General features: G+C 68.1%; 17 protein-coding genes and 4 tRNA genes. 7 read left to right on the forward strand and 14 right to left on the reverse strand.

Features of this window, described 5'->3' with window-relative positions:
• Positions 1-21: 21 nt before the first annotated feature.
• Positions 22-804 (forward strand): enoyl-CoA hydratase/isomerase family protein, encoded by a 783-nt coding sequence (locus OXG83_04965; protein ID MCY3964368.1) that lies wholly within the window; start codon positions 22-24, stop codon positions 802-804.
• Here OXG83_04965 and OXG83_04970 read toward each other — a convergent pair whose 3' ends face one another.
• The 9 genes from OXG83_04970 to def form a co-directional block, all read right to left on the reverse strand.
• Positions 805-2733, reverse strand: coding sequence for a ferrous iron transporter B (locus tag OXG83_04970; protein ID MCY3964369.1), 1929 nt, complete (start codon positions 2731-2733; stop codon positions 805-807).
• A complete protein-coding gene (locus OXG83_04975; protein MCY3964370.1) occupies positions 2730-2975 on the reverse strand; it encodes a FeoA family protein in 246 nt (81 codons plus the stop codon). Before OXG83_04975 ends, OXG83_04970 begins: the two co-directional genes overlap by 4 nt.
• A 29-nt stretch (positions 2976-3004) precedes the next feature.
• Positions 3005-3088 (reverse strand) — tRNA-Leu (locus OXG83_04980).
• A 14-nt stretch (positions 3089-3102) separates the two neighbouring features.
• Positions 3103-3177, reverse strand: a tRNA-Cys gene (locus OXG83_04985).
• A gap of 41 nt (positions 3178-3218) precedes the next feature.
• A tRNA-Gly gene (locus OXG83_04990) sits at positions 3219-3293 on the reverse strand.
• Between the two features lie 86 nt (positions 3294-3379).
• On the reverse strand, positions 3380-3799 hold the full coding sequence (locus tag OXG83_04995; protein ID MCY3964371.1) for a YraN family protein: 420 nt from the start codon (positions 3797-3799) through the stop codon (positions 3380-3382).
• A 10-nt stretch (positions 3800-3809) separates the two neighbouring features.
• Positions 3810-5243: a cysteine--tRNA ligase gene (cysS, locus tag OXG83_05000; GenBank protein MCY3964372.1), complete on the reverse strand. Its 1434-nt coding sequence runs from the start codon at positions 5241-5243 to the stop codon at positions 3810-3812.
• A 163-nt stretch (positions 5244-5406) separates the two neighbouring features.
• The gene (locus tag OXG83_05005; GenBank protein ID MCY3964373.1) at positions 5407-5826 is read right to left on the reverse strand and encodes a cohesin domain-containing protein; all 420 of its coding nucleotides are present in this window, start codon (positions 5824-5826) and stop codon (positions 5407-5409) included.
• A 119-nt stretch (positions 5827-5945) separates the two neighbouring features.
• Positions 5946-6476: a peptide deformylase gene (def, locus tag OXG83_05010; protein ID MCY3964374.1), complete on the reverse strand. Its 531-nt coding sequence runs from the start codon at positions 6474-6476 to the stop codon at positions 5946-5948.
• Positions 6477-6685: 209 nt separating this feature from the next.
• On the opposite strand from def, the gene OXG83_05015 reads away from it, so the two are divergent.
• The 5 genes from OXG83_05015 to OXG83_05035 all read left to right on the forward strand — a co-directional run bounded on the left by OXG83_05015 (position 6686) and on the right by OXG83_05035 (position 11475).
• Positions 6686-8968, forward strand: a complete 2283-nt coding sequence (locus OXG83_05015; GenBank protein MCY3964375.1) for a hypothetical protein — start codon at positions 6686-6688, stop codon at positions 8966-8968.
• An 83-nt stretch (positions 8969-9051) separates the two neighbouring features.
• Positions 9052-9354, forward strand: coding sequence for a hypothetical protein (locus OXG83_05020; protein ID MCY3964376.1), 303 nt, complete (start codon positions 9052-9054; stop codon positions 9352-9354).
• A complete protein-coding gene (locus OXG83_05025; GenBank protein MCY3964377.1) occupies positions 9351-9980 on the forward strand; it encodes a thiamine phosphate synthase in 630 nt (209 codons plus the stop codon). Before OXG83_05020 ends, OXG83_05025 begins: the two co-directional genes overlap by 4 nt.
• Positions 9977-10507, forward strand: a complete 531-nt coding sequence (gene lspA / locus OXG83_05030; GenBank protein ID MCY3964378.1) for a signal peptidase II — start codon at positions 9977-9979, stop codon at positions 10505-10507. The genes OXG83_05025 and lspA overlap by 4 nt, the downstream gene beginning before the upstream one ends.
• Positions 10508-10512: 5 nt before the next feature.
• The gene (locus OXG83_05035; protein MCY3964379.1) at positions 10513-11475 is read left to right on the forward strand and encodes an RluA family pseudouridine synthase; all 963 of its coding nucleotides are present in this window, start codon (positions 10513-10515) and stop codon (positions 11473-11475) included.
• 24 nt (positions 11476-11499) lie between these two features.
• On the opposite strand, the gene OXG83_05040 is transcribed toward OXG83_05035, so the two are convergent.
• The 3 genes from OXG83_05040 to OXG83_05050 all read right to left on the reverse strand — a co-directional run bounded on the left by OXG83_05040 (position 11500) and on the right by OXG83_05050 (position 12886).
• Positions 11500-11967, reverse strand: coding sequence for a polymer-forming cytoskeletal protein (locus tag OXG83_05040; protein ID MCY3964380.1), 468 nt, complete (start codon positions 11965-11967; stop codon positions 11500-11502).
• Between the two features lie 51 nt (positions 11968-12018).
• Positions 12019-12094: transfer RNA gene (locus tag OXG83_05045), tRNA-Gly, on the reverse strand.
• A 57-nt stretch (positions 12095-12151) separates the two neighbouring features.
• Entirely contained in the window at positions 12152-12886 is a 735-nt protein-coding gene (locus OXG83_05050; protein MCY3964381.1) for a hypothetical protein, read from the reverse strand.
• Between the two features lie 209 nt (positions 12887-13095).
• Here OXG83_05050 and OXG83_05055 point away from each other — a divergent pair, with 209 nt between their 5' ends.
• Positions 13096-13368 (forward strand): hypothetical protein, encoded by a 273-nt coding sequence (locus OXG83_05055; GenBank protein MCY3964382.1) that lies wholly within the window; start codon positions 13096-13098, stop codon positions 13366-13368.
• A gap of 12 nt (positions 13369-13380) precedes the next feature.
• Here OXG83_05055 and OXG83_05060 read toward each other — a convergent pair whose 3' ends face one another.
• Both OXG83_05060 and OXG83_05065 read right to left on the reverse strand, forming a co-directional pair.
• The gene (locus tag OXG83_05060; GenBank protein MCY3964383.1) at positions 13381-14385 is read right to left on the reverse strand and encodes a TIGR00266 family protein; all 1005 of its coding nucleotides are present in this window, start codon (positions 14383-14385) and stop codon (positions 13381-13383) included.
• Between the two features lie 4 nt (positions 14386-14389).
• Positions 14390-15235 (reverse strand): glutaminyl-peptide cyclotransferase, encoded by an 846-nt coding sequence (locus OXG83_05065; GenBank protein MCY3964384.1) that lies wholly within the window; start codon positions 15233-15235, stop codon positions 14390-14392.
• Positions 15236-15311 lie beyond the last annotated feature (76 nt).

Genomic DNA, 15311 nt, shown 5'->3' on the forward strand with positions numbered 1-15311 from the left:
ACCAAGGAAGCGAGGAGACGGATGAGCGGCAGCGCCGCCGGAAACGGCGAAGTCACGGTTGCGGTCGGCGACGACCTGGTCGCGGAGGTGGAAATCCACCGTCCCCCCAACAACTTCTTCGACCAGGACCTGATCGCCACCCTGGCGGCGACGATCGAGGATCTCGACGAGCGCGACGACTGCCGCGCCGTCGTGCTCTGCTCGGAGGGCAAGCACTTCTGTGCCGGAGCGAACCTGAACGCGTCGCGCCCTGCCACCGGGACACCGCAGCGACACCTATACGACGAGGCAGTGCGGCTGTTCGAGACCCGCACCCCGGTCGTTGCAGCGATCCAGGGCGCGGCCGTCGGCGGCGGTCTCGGACTGGCCCTGATGCCGGACTTTCGCGTCGCCTGCGCGGAGGCACGGTTCGCCGCGAACTTCGCGCGCCTCGGCTTCATTCAGGGCTTCGGGTTGACCGTCACCCTCCCCCGCCTGGTCGGTCGCCAGCGGGCAATGGAGCTGCTTTACACCGGCCGCCGGGTCAAGGGCGAAGAGGCGTTTCGGATCGGCCTCTGCGACGAGTTCGTCGCCCGCGAGGAAGTGCGCACACGGGCCCGGGCGCTGGCGCGTGAGATCGCGGCCTCGGCGCCGCTCGCGGTGCGATCGATCCGCCAGACGCTCCGCGGACAGCTCGCTTCGGAGATCCGCGCCGCCACCGACCACGAGAAGGTCGAGCAGGACCGCCTGCGGCAAACCGCGGACTTCGCGGAGGGCGTGCGGGCGATGACACAGCGCCGTCAGCCGCGGTTCACCGGCGCCTGACTAGGCGCCGGCTGCCGTGGCGACGACGAAGGTCAGCCAGGCGCTCAGCCAGGCCAGGCCGTTCATGTAGGCGAACGTGAAGACGGGCCATCGCCAGCCCCCGGTCTCGCGCCGGATCACGGCCAGCGTCGACATGCACTGCATCGCGAAGGCGAAGTAGACGAGGAGGGCGAGCGCCGAAGCCCGGGACAGGAGCGGCGCGCTGCCGGCCTCTCCGCTGCCGGCGAGCAGGACGCCGAGGCCCTCCCCGTCCTGGTCTTCCTGGGCGTAGATCTGGGCGAGGGTGGCAACCATCACCTCGCGGGCGGCCTGGGAAGCGACCAGGCCGACATTGATCCGCCAGTCGAAATCCATGGGCGCGAAGACGGGTTCCAGCAGCCGGCCGGCGGAGGCCGCGTAGCTGCCTTCGAGAACCATCCGCTGGTTCTCGACGACGGAGAGGTCAGGGTCAGCCGGACGCCGCGGCAGGTTGAGCAGAAACCAGAGAACGACGCTGACGGCGAGGATGATCGTGCCCGCGCGGCGCAGGAACAGCTTCGCCCGGTCCCAGACGCCGAGGGCGATGTCGCTGGGTCGCGGTAACCGGTACGGCGGCAGTTCCAGGTAGAACGGCAGAGAGGTGCCGCGCAGGAGACCGCGCTTGAACACGGCCGCCGAGAGCAACGCGGCGCCGGTCCCCAGGAAGTAGAGGCCCATCAGCGTCAGTCCCTGCCAGGTAAAGGGACCAAGGACCGGATCGGCAGGAATGAACGCGGCGATCAGCAGAAGGTAAACGGGCAGCCGGGCCGAGCAGGTCGCGAACGGAGCAACGAGGATCGTGGTCAGTCGATCGCGTGGCGACGGGATCGTTCGGGTCGCCATGATGCCGGGCACGGCACAAGCGTAGGAGGAAAGCAGAGCGATGAAGCAGCGGCCCTCCAGCCCGACCCAGCCCATCACGCGGTCCACGACGAACGCGGCCCGGGCCATGTAGCCGCAAGCCTCCAGGAACAGGATGACCGTGAAGAGGAGCACGATCTGAGGCAGGAAGACGATCACCGCGCCGACTCCGCGGATCACGCCGTCGGCCACGAGGCGGGTGACCGCGGTGTCCGGCAACGCCACCAGGACCTGGTCGGCGAGGCCATCCATGAGCCCGGACAGGAAGTCCATGGCAGGCGTGGCCCAAGTGAAGATGGCCTGGAAGAAGAACGCCACGAAGGTCAGAAAGACGGCGGAACCGATGACCGGATGAAGCAGGAAGCGGTCCAGCCGCCGAGTCCAGCGATTCGGCTCCGGAGCCTGCCGGCGGCAGGCGCCCAGGATCGTGCGCGCCCAGGCGAACCGGTCCTCCGGCGTTTTCGCCTCCGCGCCCTGGGACAGGCTGGGGCTCCCGGTCCAGTCCCAGGGTGCGCTGACCAGCGCGCCGAGATCGTCGATACCGAGGCCGCGGTTGCCGACCACTCCAAGCACCGGCACGCCGAGTTCCTGTTCGAGTTCCGCCGGATCGATCTCGCCGTGCCGCGCCTTCAGTTCGTCGATCATCGTCAGGGCGACACAGACCGGCAGGCCCAGGGCGGCTGCTTCGGCCAGCAGCGGCAAACCCCGTTCGATCGTCGTGGCGTCCACGACGACCACGACGCCGTCCGGGGCCGGCTCGCCGAAGCCACCCTCGAGCACCCGGACCGCGACCGTCTCGTCTTCCGATTGAGGCTGGAGGCTATAGACGCCGGGCAGGTCGACCAGCCGGACATCGTCGGCGCCGAACCTCCGCTGAAGATCGCCCTCGCGACGGTCGACCGTAACGCCCGGGTAGTTCCCCGCCTTGGCCCGATGCCCGGTGAGGGCGTTGAACAGGGTCGTCTTGCCCGAGTTCGGCGCTCCCAGGATCGCGACACGCCCGGGCCGCTTCGGCGGCGCGGTCGGCCGCAAACGGACCAGCGTCGTCACGCGCCTGCCCGATGGACCCGGATCCGCCGCGCCTCGCTGCGGCGTAGACTGAGGAGCGCGCCGCGAAGCTCGTACATCGCGGGGTCGCCGAGCGGTGCCCGGCGAATGAACCGTACCGGTGCTCCGGTGCAGAAGCCGATCTCCCGGAGGCGTCGGCTGTCGGCGCCGGTGCCGGTTACCTCAGCGATCTCCAACAACCGCCCGTCGCTGGCGTCGGCCACGTCGGCCAGGGTTCGGTCCATTTCGGACCGGGAGAGTACCAGTGACGCCGTGCCGGAGGTGGGATTCGAACCCACACGCCCTTAGAGGGCGGGGGATTTTAAGTCCCCTGCGTCTGCCGTTCCGCCACTCCGGCGTGTAGGGGAAGTCTGGAGGCGACGGCCGGATTCGAACCGGCGAATAAGGGTTTTGCAGACCCTCGCCTTACCACTTGGCCACGTCGCCCCGGGGGACTTCGCCGCCGGTTTCGACCCGCGCGGCTCGCGTGGAGCGGGAAACGGGATTCGAACCCGCGACCCCAACCTTGGCAAGGTTGTGCTCTACCACTGAGCTATTCCCGCGCCGGAGCGAACCCGCCGGCTAACCGGCAGGCCCTGAATCGCGGAGGATACGGCTCCCTCTTCCGGACTGTCAACTCGCGGGCGAGCTACAGCCAGCTTCGCCGGCCCGTGTCGTCGACGGTGAACGCATCGCGATAGTGCGTGAACCGCCACTCTCCGAGCTCCGGCTGCCAGGTCGCCGCCACGACGTCGAAACGGCACGGACCGAGCCGCAACGGCGTCCGTTCCGGGGCGCTCAGGAAGGCCTCGGCCGCGCGCACGAGGCGGCGCCGCTTTCGCCGGTCAACCGCCGCCGCCGCACCGCCGAAGCGCGGGTCGAACCGGGCCTTGACCTCGACGAAGCAGAGCGTGTCTCCGTCCATCGTAACCAGGTCCAGTTCGCCAGCCGCGGTGGCGACGTTTCGCGCCAGGATCCGGTGCCCGTTCCGCCGGAGCAGGTCCGCCGCGGCCTGCTCCGCCTCCGCACCGCTCAGGCGCGGCTCGCGCTCCTCTCCGGCGTCGCTCATGCGGTCGCGATCAGGACCGCTTCCAGCGACTACCGTCCGGCGTGTCCTCCACCACCACCCCGGCGGCCGCCAGTCCCTCGCGGAGCTGGTCGGCAGCCGCGAAGTCCCGCGCCGCCCTCGCGTCGCTCCTGGCCCGCACCAGCTTCTCCACTTCCTCATCGCTCAGGCCGCGGTCCCCGTCTCCCGACGCCGAACCGGACTCCCCCGCCCAGGCCGCTGCGTCCAGCACCCCAAGCACGTCGTCGGCTCGCTGCAACGCGCTCTCCACCCGAGGCCTGGCACCGGCCGGCAGCCCCCGGTCGATCATCCCGTTCACTTCGTGCACGAACCGGAACACCGCACCGAGGGCGGCGGATGTGTTCAGGTCGTCGGCGAGGGCGGAAGCGAAGGCCTCCTCGAACGCCGCCGCGCGGGCCTCGATGGGCGCTGTATCAGCGGCCTGTTCCGCCTCGTGGGCGAGCCGGAACCGCATGTCGTCGATCCGTTTCAGTGCTCGCTCCGCCTCCGCCACCTTGGCGAACGTGAAGTCGAGCTGTTGGCGGTAGTGCACCGAGATCAGCAGGTAGCGGATGGAACGGAACCGTAGCCCCCTGCCCTGAAGATCGCCAAGGGTGTGGCAGTTGCCGAGAGACTTGGACATCTTCTCGCCGTCGACGGTCAGGTGCTCGGAGTGGAGCCAGTACCGCGCCAGCGGGTTGCCGTTCGCCGATTCGCTCTGGGCGATCTCGTTCTCGTGATGCGGAAACAGGTTGTCGACACCTCCGCAGTGGATGTCGAAGGTGGTGCCCAGGTACTTCTGGCTCATCGCCGAGCACTCGATGTGCCATCCTGGCCGACCGGGGCCCCACGGCGACGCCCACTCCGGCTCACCTTCCTTGGCGCCCTTCCACAGAACGAAGTCGCGCGCGTCCTCCTTGCCGTACTCGTCGCTCTGCACGCGCTCGCCTCGCCGCACCTGTTCGACGTCGATTCCGGACAACTTGCCGTAGTCGTCGTCGGCGGCGATGCGGAAGAACACCGAATCGTCGGCCCGATACGCGTATCCCGCCTCCAGGAGCTGCTCGATCATCGCGATCATCTCGTCGACGTGGGCCGTGGCCCGCGGGTAGTGCTCCACCGGCTCGATCCGAAGCGCGGACAGGTCCTCGAAGAACGATTCCACATGGGGTCGGGTGAAGTCGCCGATGTCGACGCCGGCAGAAATCGCCGCGGCGATGATCTTGTCCTCGACGTCGGTCAGGTTCATCGCCTGGGTGACGCGGTAGCCGAAGAACCTGAGGGTTCTTCGCAGCACGTCCTCGAAGACGAACGTGCGCAGGTTGCCGATGTGGACGCGGTCGTAGACGGTCGGACCGCAGGTGTAGAGGCGAACGTGACCGGGTTCGAGCGGCTCGAATTCTTCCAGCCTTCGCCCGAGAGAGTTGTAGAGCTTCACCGGTACCATCGAGCGACTCTCCAAGCCACCTTGAACCCGGGCCGCGCCATTCGCACCACCCACGCTACGCATTCCGAACGCCCGCCACCGGGCGCGCGGACGGCATCGGCGACAGTAGCAACGGCCACCGGAGCGGTCCAGCCACCGCCCGCCCCGGAGCGAGCCGACCACCTCAGAGGTCGACTTCGACCGAGCCCCCCACCCAGCTCAGGGCGAGGCGATCGCCGAACCTGTCGAAGGCCTCCTGGGAACTGAAGTCCAGACTTCCGCTGCCATTGGCGAACGCCGTGAAGCGGACGACAGCGACCGTGCCGCCGCCGTTCAGACCCGCCACCGACCCGAGATGGGTGGCGCCGACGACAAGCTGGCCTGACGCGGATTCCTGGGCCTCAAGGCTTGGGAACACGCCGTCGTCCACCCCCTCGTAGCGCAGCAGGTTGGCGGGGAACAGGAGTTCAAAGCCCAGGCCGTACAGATCCTGGACACCGGCGGCGTAGATTTCGACCTCGAGCGTCGGCCCCAGCACGGTGCCCCGCAGGCCGATCGACTCGTCCCCGGCCTGGCCCGCCAGGAAGCTGACACTCCGCGGCACCCGGGGAGCCGGCGCCGTCGGGCTTCCGCTCCCACCATCGCAAGCCACAAGGCCAAGCGCCACCAGAACGGCCGCCCGCGGTAGCGGCAAGCGCGTGGGCGCCTCTCCCGCCCGAGCGCTCAGAGGCCACCGCCGGCGTGGACGGCCTCTTCCGCGCGCAGCCGGCGGAGAAAGCTCCTGGCCCGCTGTCGTCGCAGCCCACGCAGCCGATCGACGAACAACACGCCGTCCAGGTGGTCCAACTCGTGCTGAATGACCCGCGCCTCGAGCTCCTCGGCGTTCAACTCGAAGGGAACGCCCTCCAGGTCGACGGCTGCGACCCGAACCGTGGCTGGCCGAGTGACCTTCTCCGTGAAGTCGGGGATCGACAGACAACCTTCCGTGTCCGTGTCCACGCCGGCCGAATCGACGACTCGCGGATTCACCAGGACCCGTACCGCGTCAGGGTCCATTCCGGCCGTCGCATCGACCACCGCTACCCGCAGTGCGACACCGACCTGGGGCGCGGCAAGGCCGACGCCGGGCGCCTCGTGCATCGTCTCGATCATGTCCGCAGCCAGACGCCTGAGATCGGAGCCGAAGTCCTCGACGGGCGCGCACTGCACCCGCAGCACGGGGTCCGGGTAGAGACGGATCGGAAGAACGGACATGTAATCCCTACGCGGCGTGGAGCCGCGCCGATCATACGGGAAGGCAGGTGCCCGATGACGCCACCGTCCCCGCGAGTAGACACCACTGTGACGTTCCCGCTACGGTTTCCCCGAGGTCGGTACGCTGCGGCGCCTGCGCGGTTCTGGCACGCGGATTGCTCGACCTCCGGTGGTAGCGTGCAGACTCCGAGCCCGTTGGAGGTAAAGAGATGAAGTGTACCCTCCCGCAAGCCCTACTGATCGTCCTCGTGGCAGGCGCGGCGACCGCCACGCACGCACAGACGCGGCCACAGGAACGGGGAGAACTCGACGGCGTCTATAGCCTGGTCGGAGCGTTGGACGGAGATGCGACCTTGTTCGCGGCGCGTTCCGGTGCCCAGAGCGAGCTGGAGATTCACCTTCCGGTCCTGCGCGGAGACCGGATCTGGACCAATCCGTATGGCCGCCTGGCCGTGCTGATGTCCGACCGCTCGATTCTCGCCCTCGACCACGACAGCGAGGTCACGTTCGCCCAGATCGCCGGCTCACCGGACGCGGACGACACGGACTCCCTCTACGTTCTGCACCGGGGCCGGTTGAGCCTCGAGGTCGCGAACAACCTCCTGGACTGGGAGCTACCGGCCATCGACACGACGAACTCCCGGATCTACGCCAAACAGCGGGGGAGCTACCAGGTACACAGCGACGGCGACCGCTGGACGGAAATCGTCGTATTGGACGGCTTCGCGGAAGTCGTCACCCAGCGTGGTTCGGTGATCGTCCGCGATGGCGAAGCGCTTCGAGTGCAAGGTCTCGACGATCCGTGGATCGAGCTCCAGAGCGGCGCCGGCGCCGCCGCGCTGGCCCTGGATGAATGGGTGGGAACTCACCGCGCCCGGCTTGCGGCGTACGCGGCCGTCGATGTCGACGGCTACGGGTCCAACCTGTCCGACCACGGCCAGTGGGTGGAGGTCGAGGATGGTCGGGCCTGGAAGCCCGCGGTCGAGGACGATTGGCAGCCCTACAGTCGGGGCCGTTGGACACACACTCCCGCCGGACTGTACTGGGTCGCCCGCGACCCCTGGGGTCCCCTCACCTACCACTACGGCAGCTGGAACCTGTATGCCGGCTACGGCTGGCTCTGGTTCCCGAGCGCCATCTACGCTCCGAGCCACGTGTACTGGTACTGGGGCCCCTCCTATGTGGGCTGGATCCCCCGCGGTTACTACAATCGCTACTACCTCGGCCGGGGCTTCGGCCTTCGCTGGGGACTCTACGGGTGGGCAGGGGGCTTCTGGGATCCGTTCAACACCTGGATTTTCTGCCCCTCGGGCTACCTCGGCTACGGCCGGGGCTACACCTACGGCCGGTCCCTGCGCCAGCGGCATCCGAAGCTCGCACGCGGCATCATCACGACGGACACGAACGGCATCGACTATCGGAACTGGCGGGATCCCGAGGCGGTACAGCAGGTCCTCCTCGGCAAACGCCGCGGCTTCTCCGAAAGCGAGTTGCCCGACGTCACGGACTTCGTCGCCCGAAGGGCGGACCTGAGCGAGTCGCTCAAGGTCAGGTTGACGCGAGCACCGGACCAGCAAGGAACGGTGCGAGTCGGCGGCGGCCCCTCGGTGGGGAACCGATCCGGTCTGCTCGGCGTGACCGCCGGCGGCGTCCGGACACGCTCCAACTCGCCGACAGCGGCTGCCGACAGGGAGTCCCGCACGGGCGTCACGCTTCGGCGGGGATCCCTCGATGACGTTCGGCGAGCCGAAGCCCCGAAACCCGTACGCGTCCGTTCCGGAGGTCTGACGGCGACTCCCACGTCGACGACGACCATTGAAGAGTCCGAGGGCGCCGAAGACAGTGCACCGGTTCGAGTCGCGGCACCACGGGCGAACGGAGACGCGCTCGACCGCACCCGGAGACCGACGCCCGCCCGCCGCGTCCTCGACGCCATCCGCGGCCGGGACGCGGTGCCGGTTGCCCCGCGCACGGCGAATCCTCCATCAAGACGGCCTGAGCGCGTCACCGCTCCGCGGACGGCAACCCCGACCCGGACCCGTTCCACGCCAACGCGGACATCCGCGCCCAAGTCCACACCCACGCGGACCCGCTCTACGCCACCGAGGGTGTCCACGCCGAAGTCGACCCCCACGCGGACCCGCGCCACGCCACCGAGGGCGTCCACACCGAGGTCGACCCCCACGCGGACCCGCTCCACGCCACCGAGGGCGTCCACACCGAGGTCGACCCCCACGCGGACCCGCTCCACGCCACCGAGGGCGTCCACACCGAGGTCGACCCCCACCCGGACCCGTTCCACGCCACCGAGGGCGTCCACGCCGAGGTCGACCCCCACCCGCACCCGCTCCACGCCCCGCGCTTCCTCGCCACGCCCGTCGCCCCCGTCGCGCAGCTACGCGCCGCCCTCGAGGCCGTCGGGCAACTCCGCGCCCAGGTCGTCTCCGCCGCCATCGTCCGCGCCCAGCAACCCAGGCCGCACACCTCCCTAGGTCCCGGCGCGGCGACCTCGCGCCGGCAAACGCCTCGCAGGCTCGGCGTCTGGACCCAGTCCCCACCCCCTAGAATGCGACTCATGCGCTGGGGTGTAGCCTGGTCCAGCCTGCTCCGCGTTCTCTTCGTGATCTACTGCGTGGAGGCCGGACTCTTCCTGGTCATCGCTCCATGGCGGGAGTTCTGGAGCCTGCTGGTGACCAGGTCGCCGCTTTCGCAGGCGCATCTCGGCACCTTCCTCATGCTGCCGTGGGTCCGCGGCGCGGTGACCGGGTTCGGGTTCGTTCATCTCATCTGGGGCATTCACGACCTCGAACGCATCCTCCTCAGCAGGCGTCGAGCGGAAGCGAAAGCTCCGATTCCAGAACCCGATCGAGCTGGATGAGTCGAAGGCCCGAAGTCCCTACGCTGCTGGCCATCAGCGACCGGCGCCTGTGCGGCGGAGCATCCGGATTGGAACGCTGGGCCCGCTCGCTGCCAGACGGGGCCGCGGTCCAGCTGCGCGAGAAGGACCTCGACCCCACCGCACGGACGGAGATCGGCTACACCCTGCGCGAGGCGGTTTCCGGTCTTCTCATCATCAACGGCAGTCTCGATGTGGCAGTCGACTGCCGGGCCGACGGCGTCCACCTGCGGTCGGATCAGCCGTGGGCTGAAATCGCCCCGTCGATCCAGGCGCGCGGCCTGCTGCTCGGCGTCTCGACGCACAGCCGCCGGGAGCTGGAAGCGGCCGCCGTTGCCGGCGCCGACTACGCTCTTTTCGGCCCTGTCTTTGCCTCGCCCGAGAAGCTCCGGTTCGGCGCGCCTCAGGGCGTCGAACGCCTGAAGCGGGCCGCGCAGGGTCGCGTCCCGATCCTCGCCGTCGGCGGTGTCGATCCCTCGAACGCACCCGACCTGGTGCGCGTCGGAGCGCATGGCGTGGCTGCGATCCGCGCCTTCTCCGAGCCCGACACGGCGGCCGCTCTTGCCAGGGCGTGGGCGCTAGCGACTGGTACGCTCCCCCCCCCGTGAAAGCGAGACTCCTCGTCGTGTCTGCCTTCGTGCTGGCACTCGATCAATGGACCAAGCTGTGGATCGAAGCCAGCCTCGAAGTCCACGGACGATCGCCCGTCGTGCCAGGCTTCTTCGATCTGGTTCACGTGCAGAACACGGGCATCGCCTTCGGACTGTTTCCCGCCGACCGTGAGCTCGCGGGCACGCTGCTGCTCATTGCCCTGGGGTGCGCCGCGCTGATCGTCGTCTCTCTGTACTTCCGTAGTACGTCCGAGCGCGAGCCCCTCCTCCTGCTCTCCCTCGCATTGGTACTCGGCGGGGCCGTCGGCAACCTGGCGGACCGAGTTCTCCTGCGGGCCGTAACTGACTTCATCGACGTGTACGTCGGCGCTCACCACTGGCCAGCCTTCAATGTCGCGGACAGCGCGGTCACGGTTGGCATCGTGCTGATGCTGGCGCACAGTTTCTGGCCGCAAGTGCGGCGGCGATCGAGCGCGGGGCGCGCGCGACGCCGCGGGTTGGTACAGGCTCGTACACCGAAGTGAACTCGATGCGGGTGCCGGCGTCCGCGACGGGCGAACGGATCGACCGCTACCTCGCGAAAGCGCTGGATCTGACCCGCAGCCAGGTTCAGCGGCTTCTGCGCAACGGCCTCGCGACCGTAAACGGAACTGCGGCGAAGCCCTCCTACCTTCTGCGCGGCGAGGAGCGGATCGACTACCAGGTTCCGACGCCTCCGCCTACGGTTCTCGAACCCGAGGCGGAGCCGATCCGATTGCTTCACCAGGACGAACACCTGTTGGTGGTCGATAAGCCGGCGGGGCTGATCGTTCACCCCGGCTCCGGCGTCAGGAGCGGCACGCTCGTGAACCGCCTTCTCCACCACCACCCCGAGATCGGGACCGTCGGATCGCCGGCGCGGCCCGGCATCGTCCACCGCCTGGATCGAGGCACGAGCGGCGTCCTCGCCATCGCCCGAACCGATGCGGCGTACCGGAGGTTGAGCCAGGCGTTCGCCGAGCGAGAGGTGGACAAGGTGTACCTGGCGGTCGTCTATGGCCGACCGGATCCACCAAACGGAACGGTCGAGCTACCGATCGGCCGCCACCCAACCGTCCGCACTCGCATGGCCGTTACGTCCGAAGCCCGGGGCGGCCGCCCCGCGACGACCCGCTACCGCGTACTCGGGACGGGCACCGGCGCCTCGCTGCTGGAAGTCGAGCTCCTGACCGGGAGAACTCACCAGATCCGCGTTCACTGCAAGGCGATCGGGCACCCTCTAGTCGGGGATCCGGCGTACGGCGAACAACGCTGGCGCAGCCTGCCGCCGTCCGTTCGACGGCCCCTGCGGGACTTCCCCCGCCCGGCGCTGCATGCCAGGAAGCTGACGCTTCCCTCCATCGCCGGCCTGCCTCCGGCCAGCTCCACCGCGCCGGTACCGGGCGATCTGCAGGTGCTCTGTGCCGCCTGCGGCCTGGCATCGAGCCTCCCCGCCGAGGAAACCCGGCGCTAGCAGCCTGTGATGGGTCTGGCGGCGCTAGGACCCGCCCGACTCGGCGACCTCGCCGCCGAAGCGCGAACCGGAAGGGGAACCGATCGCGAGCGTTCCGCTCATCTCGATCCTGCCGTTGCAGACCCCTCCTTCGGCGATCGAGACGAGGGGGGCCGTCAGATCGCCCTCGATCGATCCCGAAGTCGCCACCTCGATCTTCTCCGTGGCCCGGACATTGCCCTTCACCTTGCCGGCGACCTGAACCGAGTGAGCCGCGACGTCACCCTGGATCCGGCCTCGACGACCGAGAACGAAGCGCCCCTCGAGTTTCACGGACCCGTCCAGTGAACCGTCGACCAGAACCTCCGTTTCGCCCGAGATCGTGCCTTCGATGTGGGAGCCGGCGGCCACGTACGTACGGGCCGGCGCGGCTGATGTCGACCTCACGTTCCCCGGAGGCGTCAGTGCGGCCTCGGCCGCCGAGTCGTCGAGATCCTTCTTGAAGAACGCCATCTACCTTTCTCCGGTTCCGAACTCAGCAGGACGGGGTCGTCCGGACGGCACTGGAGCGGGCAACGGGACTCGAACCCGCGACATCCAGCTTGGGAAGCTGGCACTCTACCAACTGAGTTATGCCCGCACGACCGCGCGGATGGCCAAGGTAACCCAGCCACTCGCAGGCGGTCAAGGGGATGCGCTACACCTCTGAGGAGAGTTCGCTTCGGCCCCGGTACATTCCCAGCCCGATGATGACGAAGCAGAGCGAACCCAACGCCTGCATGGCGTTGTCGTTCGTGAGGAGAACCGCGGGATCGATCCCCGGGACGTGCTGCAGGACCAGGAAATTGATGACTGCCAGGCCCCCGATGAGGACAAGTCCGTAGGAAGCCAGCTTGAAGAGGCTCATTGAACCAAAGCGGGAGGAAAGGCCGATGCCGACCAAAATGGATGCGAGTGGATACACACCAACCAGCGCGATGACGATGCCGGCCATCGGTGTGTAGACGCTGAGAGCCAGGGACTCGAACATTTCCGGGTCGGCACCGGGCTGCATGCCGCGCTGCATCAGGTGGATGCTGAAGTGCCTCATCCCCATCGCGATGACGTAGAGGCTCCATCCGAACAGGCTCGCGAACACGCCCAGCCGCAGCATGGAACCGCCGAGCTCCGTCTGTTGGGGCAGGCGGAGCCACGTGAGGCCAGCGTACATGTAGAGGAACATCCCGATGATCGACAGCATGGACGCCAGATGTGCAAGGCGGGCATTCTCAGCCATTGCCTCAAGGACCAGCACGAAGTCGGTCTGGTCCACCGTGTCCAGCAGTACGCCTCCGGGAAGGAGGAGTGATGCGAGCACCAGCAGGATGACTCCGGCGATCAGAGCCAACCCTCCTGACCTCGTAGCGGGGTTCGCGGCGGTCGATTCAGCCATTTTCATTTCCCTTTCGGCGCGCATTGCGGCGCGGGAGATTTCCGGGAAAATTGGGTGAGAATTGCGTGACAGTAGCACTCCCTGTTCACGCCGGTCAACGTGCTGCGGTGGCTCAGTACATACGAGGCTCAGAGATCTCAGGCCGCTGTTTACGGCGGAGACGCTATGATGCTTCGCCTTCCCCTTCCGCGCTTCCGTCCCCTTCCTAGATGACCACCAGCTCCCCGAACCGAGACCAGCCGCTCTATTTCTTTCCGGAACGGCGCGTGACCGCCCAGGAGCTGGACGCGATGCTTCACGGCCAGAACCGCGAGGAACGTTGCTACGCCGTCTCCTGCATGCTCCGGTACGCACAGTGGGAAGACATCTGGGACTACGTTTCACGGGACGAGGTCCGTGATCTGTTCGACGATCTGGACCTGCCCGACAGCCTGCGGGCCGCCTGGGCGCGGATGCTGAAGATCGAGACCGTGGCGACCTGAGCGCTTCCGGCTCTAACGCCGGTCGCCCATCACCAGGCCTCCCAGGCCACCGAGCACCGAGCCTTCGCCCTTGCTCGCTCCGCCGCCCTGAGGGGCGGCCGCGAACACCCGGCTCGCGAGGCGGCTGAACGGAAGCGACTGAATCCACACCTTTCCCGGTCCGGTCAGGCTAGCGAAGAAGAGCCCCTCGCCACCGAACAGCGCCGTCTTGATTCCGCTCACCATCTGGATGTCGTAGTCGACCTGCTGTTCGAACGCGACCAGACAGCCGGTGTCGAGCCGCAACGTCTCGCCGGCTGCGAGGTCGCGTTCGACGACCGTACCGCCCGCATGAACGAAGGCCAGGCCGTCTCCCTCGAGCTTCTGCAGGATGAAGCCCTCGCCGCCGAACAGGCCGGCCCCCAGCTTGCGCTGGAACGCGATGCCCACCGAAACACCCTTGGCGGCGCACAGGAACGCGTCCTTCTGACACAGGATGCGGTTGTTGTGGGAGGTCAGATCCAGGGGGATGATCCGCCCCGGATACGGCGACGCGAAGGCGACGTTGCGGCGGGCCCCGGCACTGTTTCCGAACACCGTCATGAACAGGGATTCGCCGGTCAGGACCCGCTTGCCGGCCGAGAGCAACTTGTCCATGAAGCCGCCGCCGCCTCGCTCGGAGCCGTCGCCGAAGATCGTGTTCATCTCGATGCCGGGATCCATGTACATGAACGACCCGGCCTCCGCGACGCACGCCTCACCTGGATCCAGGGTGATCTCGACGAACTGCATCTCCTCGCCGACGATGACGTAGTCGATCTCGTCCGCGATCCCTCCCGGCGGTCGCGGTATGGAACTGCCGAAGGCCGACGCGAACTGCGGCTCACTGACCACAGGCGCCCAGTTGCCCAGGCCCTCACGGTAGACGTGCGCACTTCGGGGAACGCTGCCGGCGCGGATCTTCTCCACGATCTCGCCGGCGAGAAAGGGCCCTTCCTGCTTGCCGGAGGTGGCCAGGTACCAGATGCGGTCGCTCATCGTCTCAACTCCCGGGGCGAGGCGCATCGTAGCCGAGGATCCGCACCTCGAACACCCATGGCCAGTACTTGCCCGTCAGCAGAAAGGTCCCCGTGTCCGGCCGGAAGGCGATCCCGTTCAGGACGTCGGCGGCTGCCGCCTCCTGGTCCGTCAGCAGTCCCGACGCGTCGACCACGGCAATCACCGCGCCGGAGTCGAGGTCGATCGCCGCGATCTCGTCGCTCCCGTAAAGGTTCGCGAACAGAACGTCGTCGACCAGCTCCAGTTCGTTCAGGTTGGCGAGCGGCATGCCCTGCCGCGTCACCCGCAGCCGGCGACGAACATCAAGGGTGCGGGGATCCCGGAAGCTCAGCGACGGCGTGCCGTCGCTCATGATCAGGTCCGAACCGTCGTAGGCCAGGCCCCAGCCTTCGCCCTCGTACCGGATCCGGCTCAGCTCCCGCAGCGGATCGAGCGACCAGACGAGCGCCTCGCCACGCCTCCAGGTGAGCTGCAGGACACGCTGCTCGGCTTCCACGCGATCGGCCAGCAAAGCGATCCCCTCGCCGAACAGTCTCGGGTCCAGGTCCACGCGCGCCAGCTCTTCGCCGTCACTCCAGCGCCACGCCCGAAGACTGGACGACCCGTACGAGCCGGTGCTCTCATAGACCACGCCGCCGCGCCAGAGAAGGCCCTGGGTGTAGGCCTCGAGGTCGTGCGGCCGGCGGTCCAGCACCTCGACCCGCCAATGTTCCGGGGGCTCCCCGGACTGCGAAACGGCTCCCTCCGCCAGCGAACCGCTCGACCCGGCGGGCGCGCACCCGGTGGCCGGGAGCAGGAGAAAGGCGAGAACCACGCAGCAGCCACGCATCGGGCGACGCTACCAGCCGTTCCCGGCCGCAGGACGATTCCCGCTTGACCGTTCGCTACGGGATTGGAAGAGTGGC

It is taken from the genome of Acidobacteriota bacterium (genome assembly GCA_026707545.1).
GTDB lineage: Bacteria > Acidobacteriota > Thermoanaerobaculia > Multivoradales > Multivoraceae > Multivorans.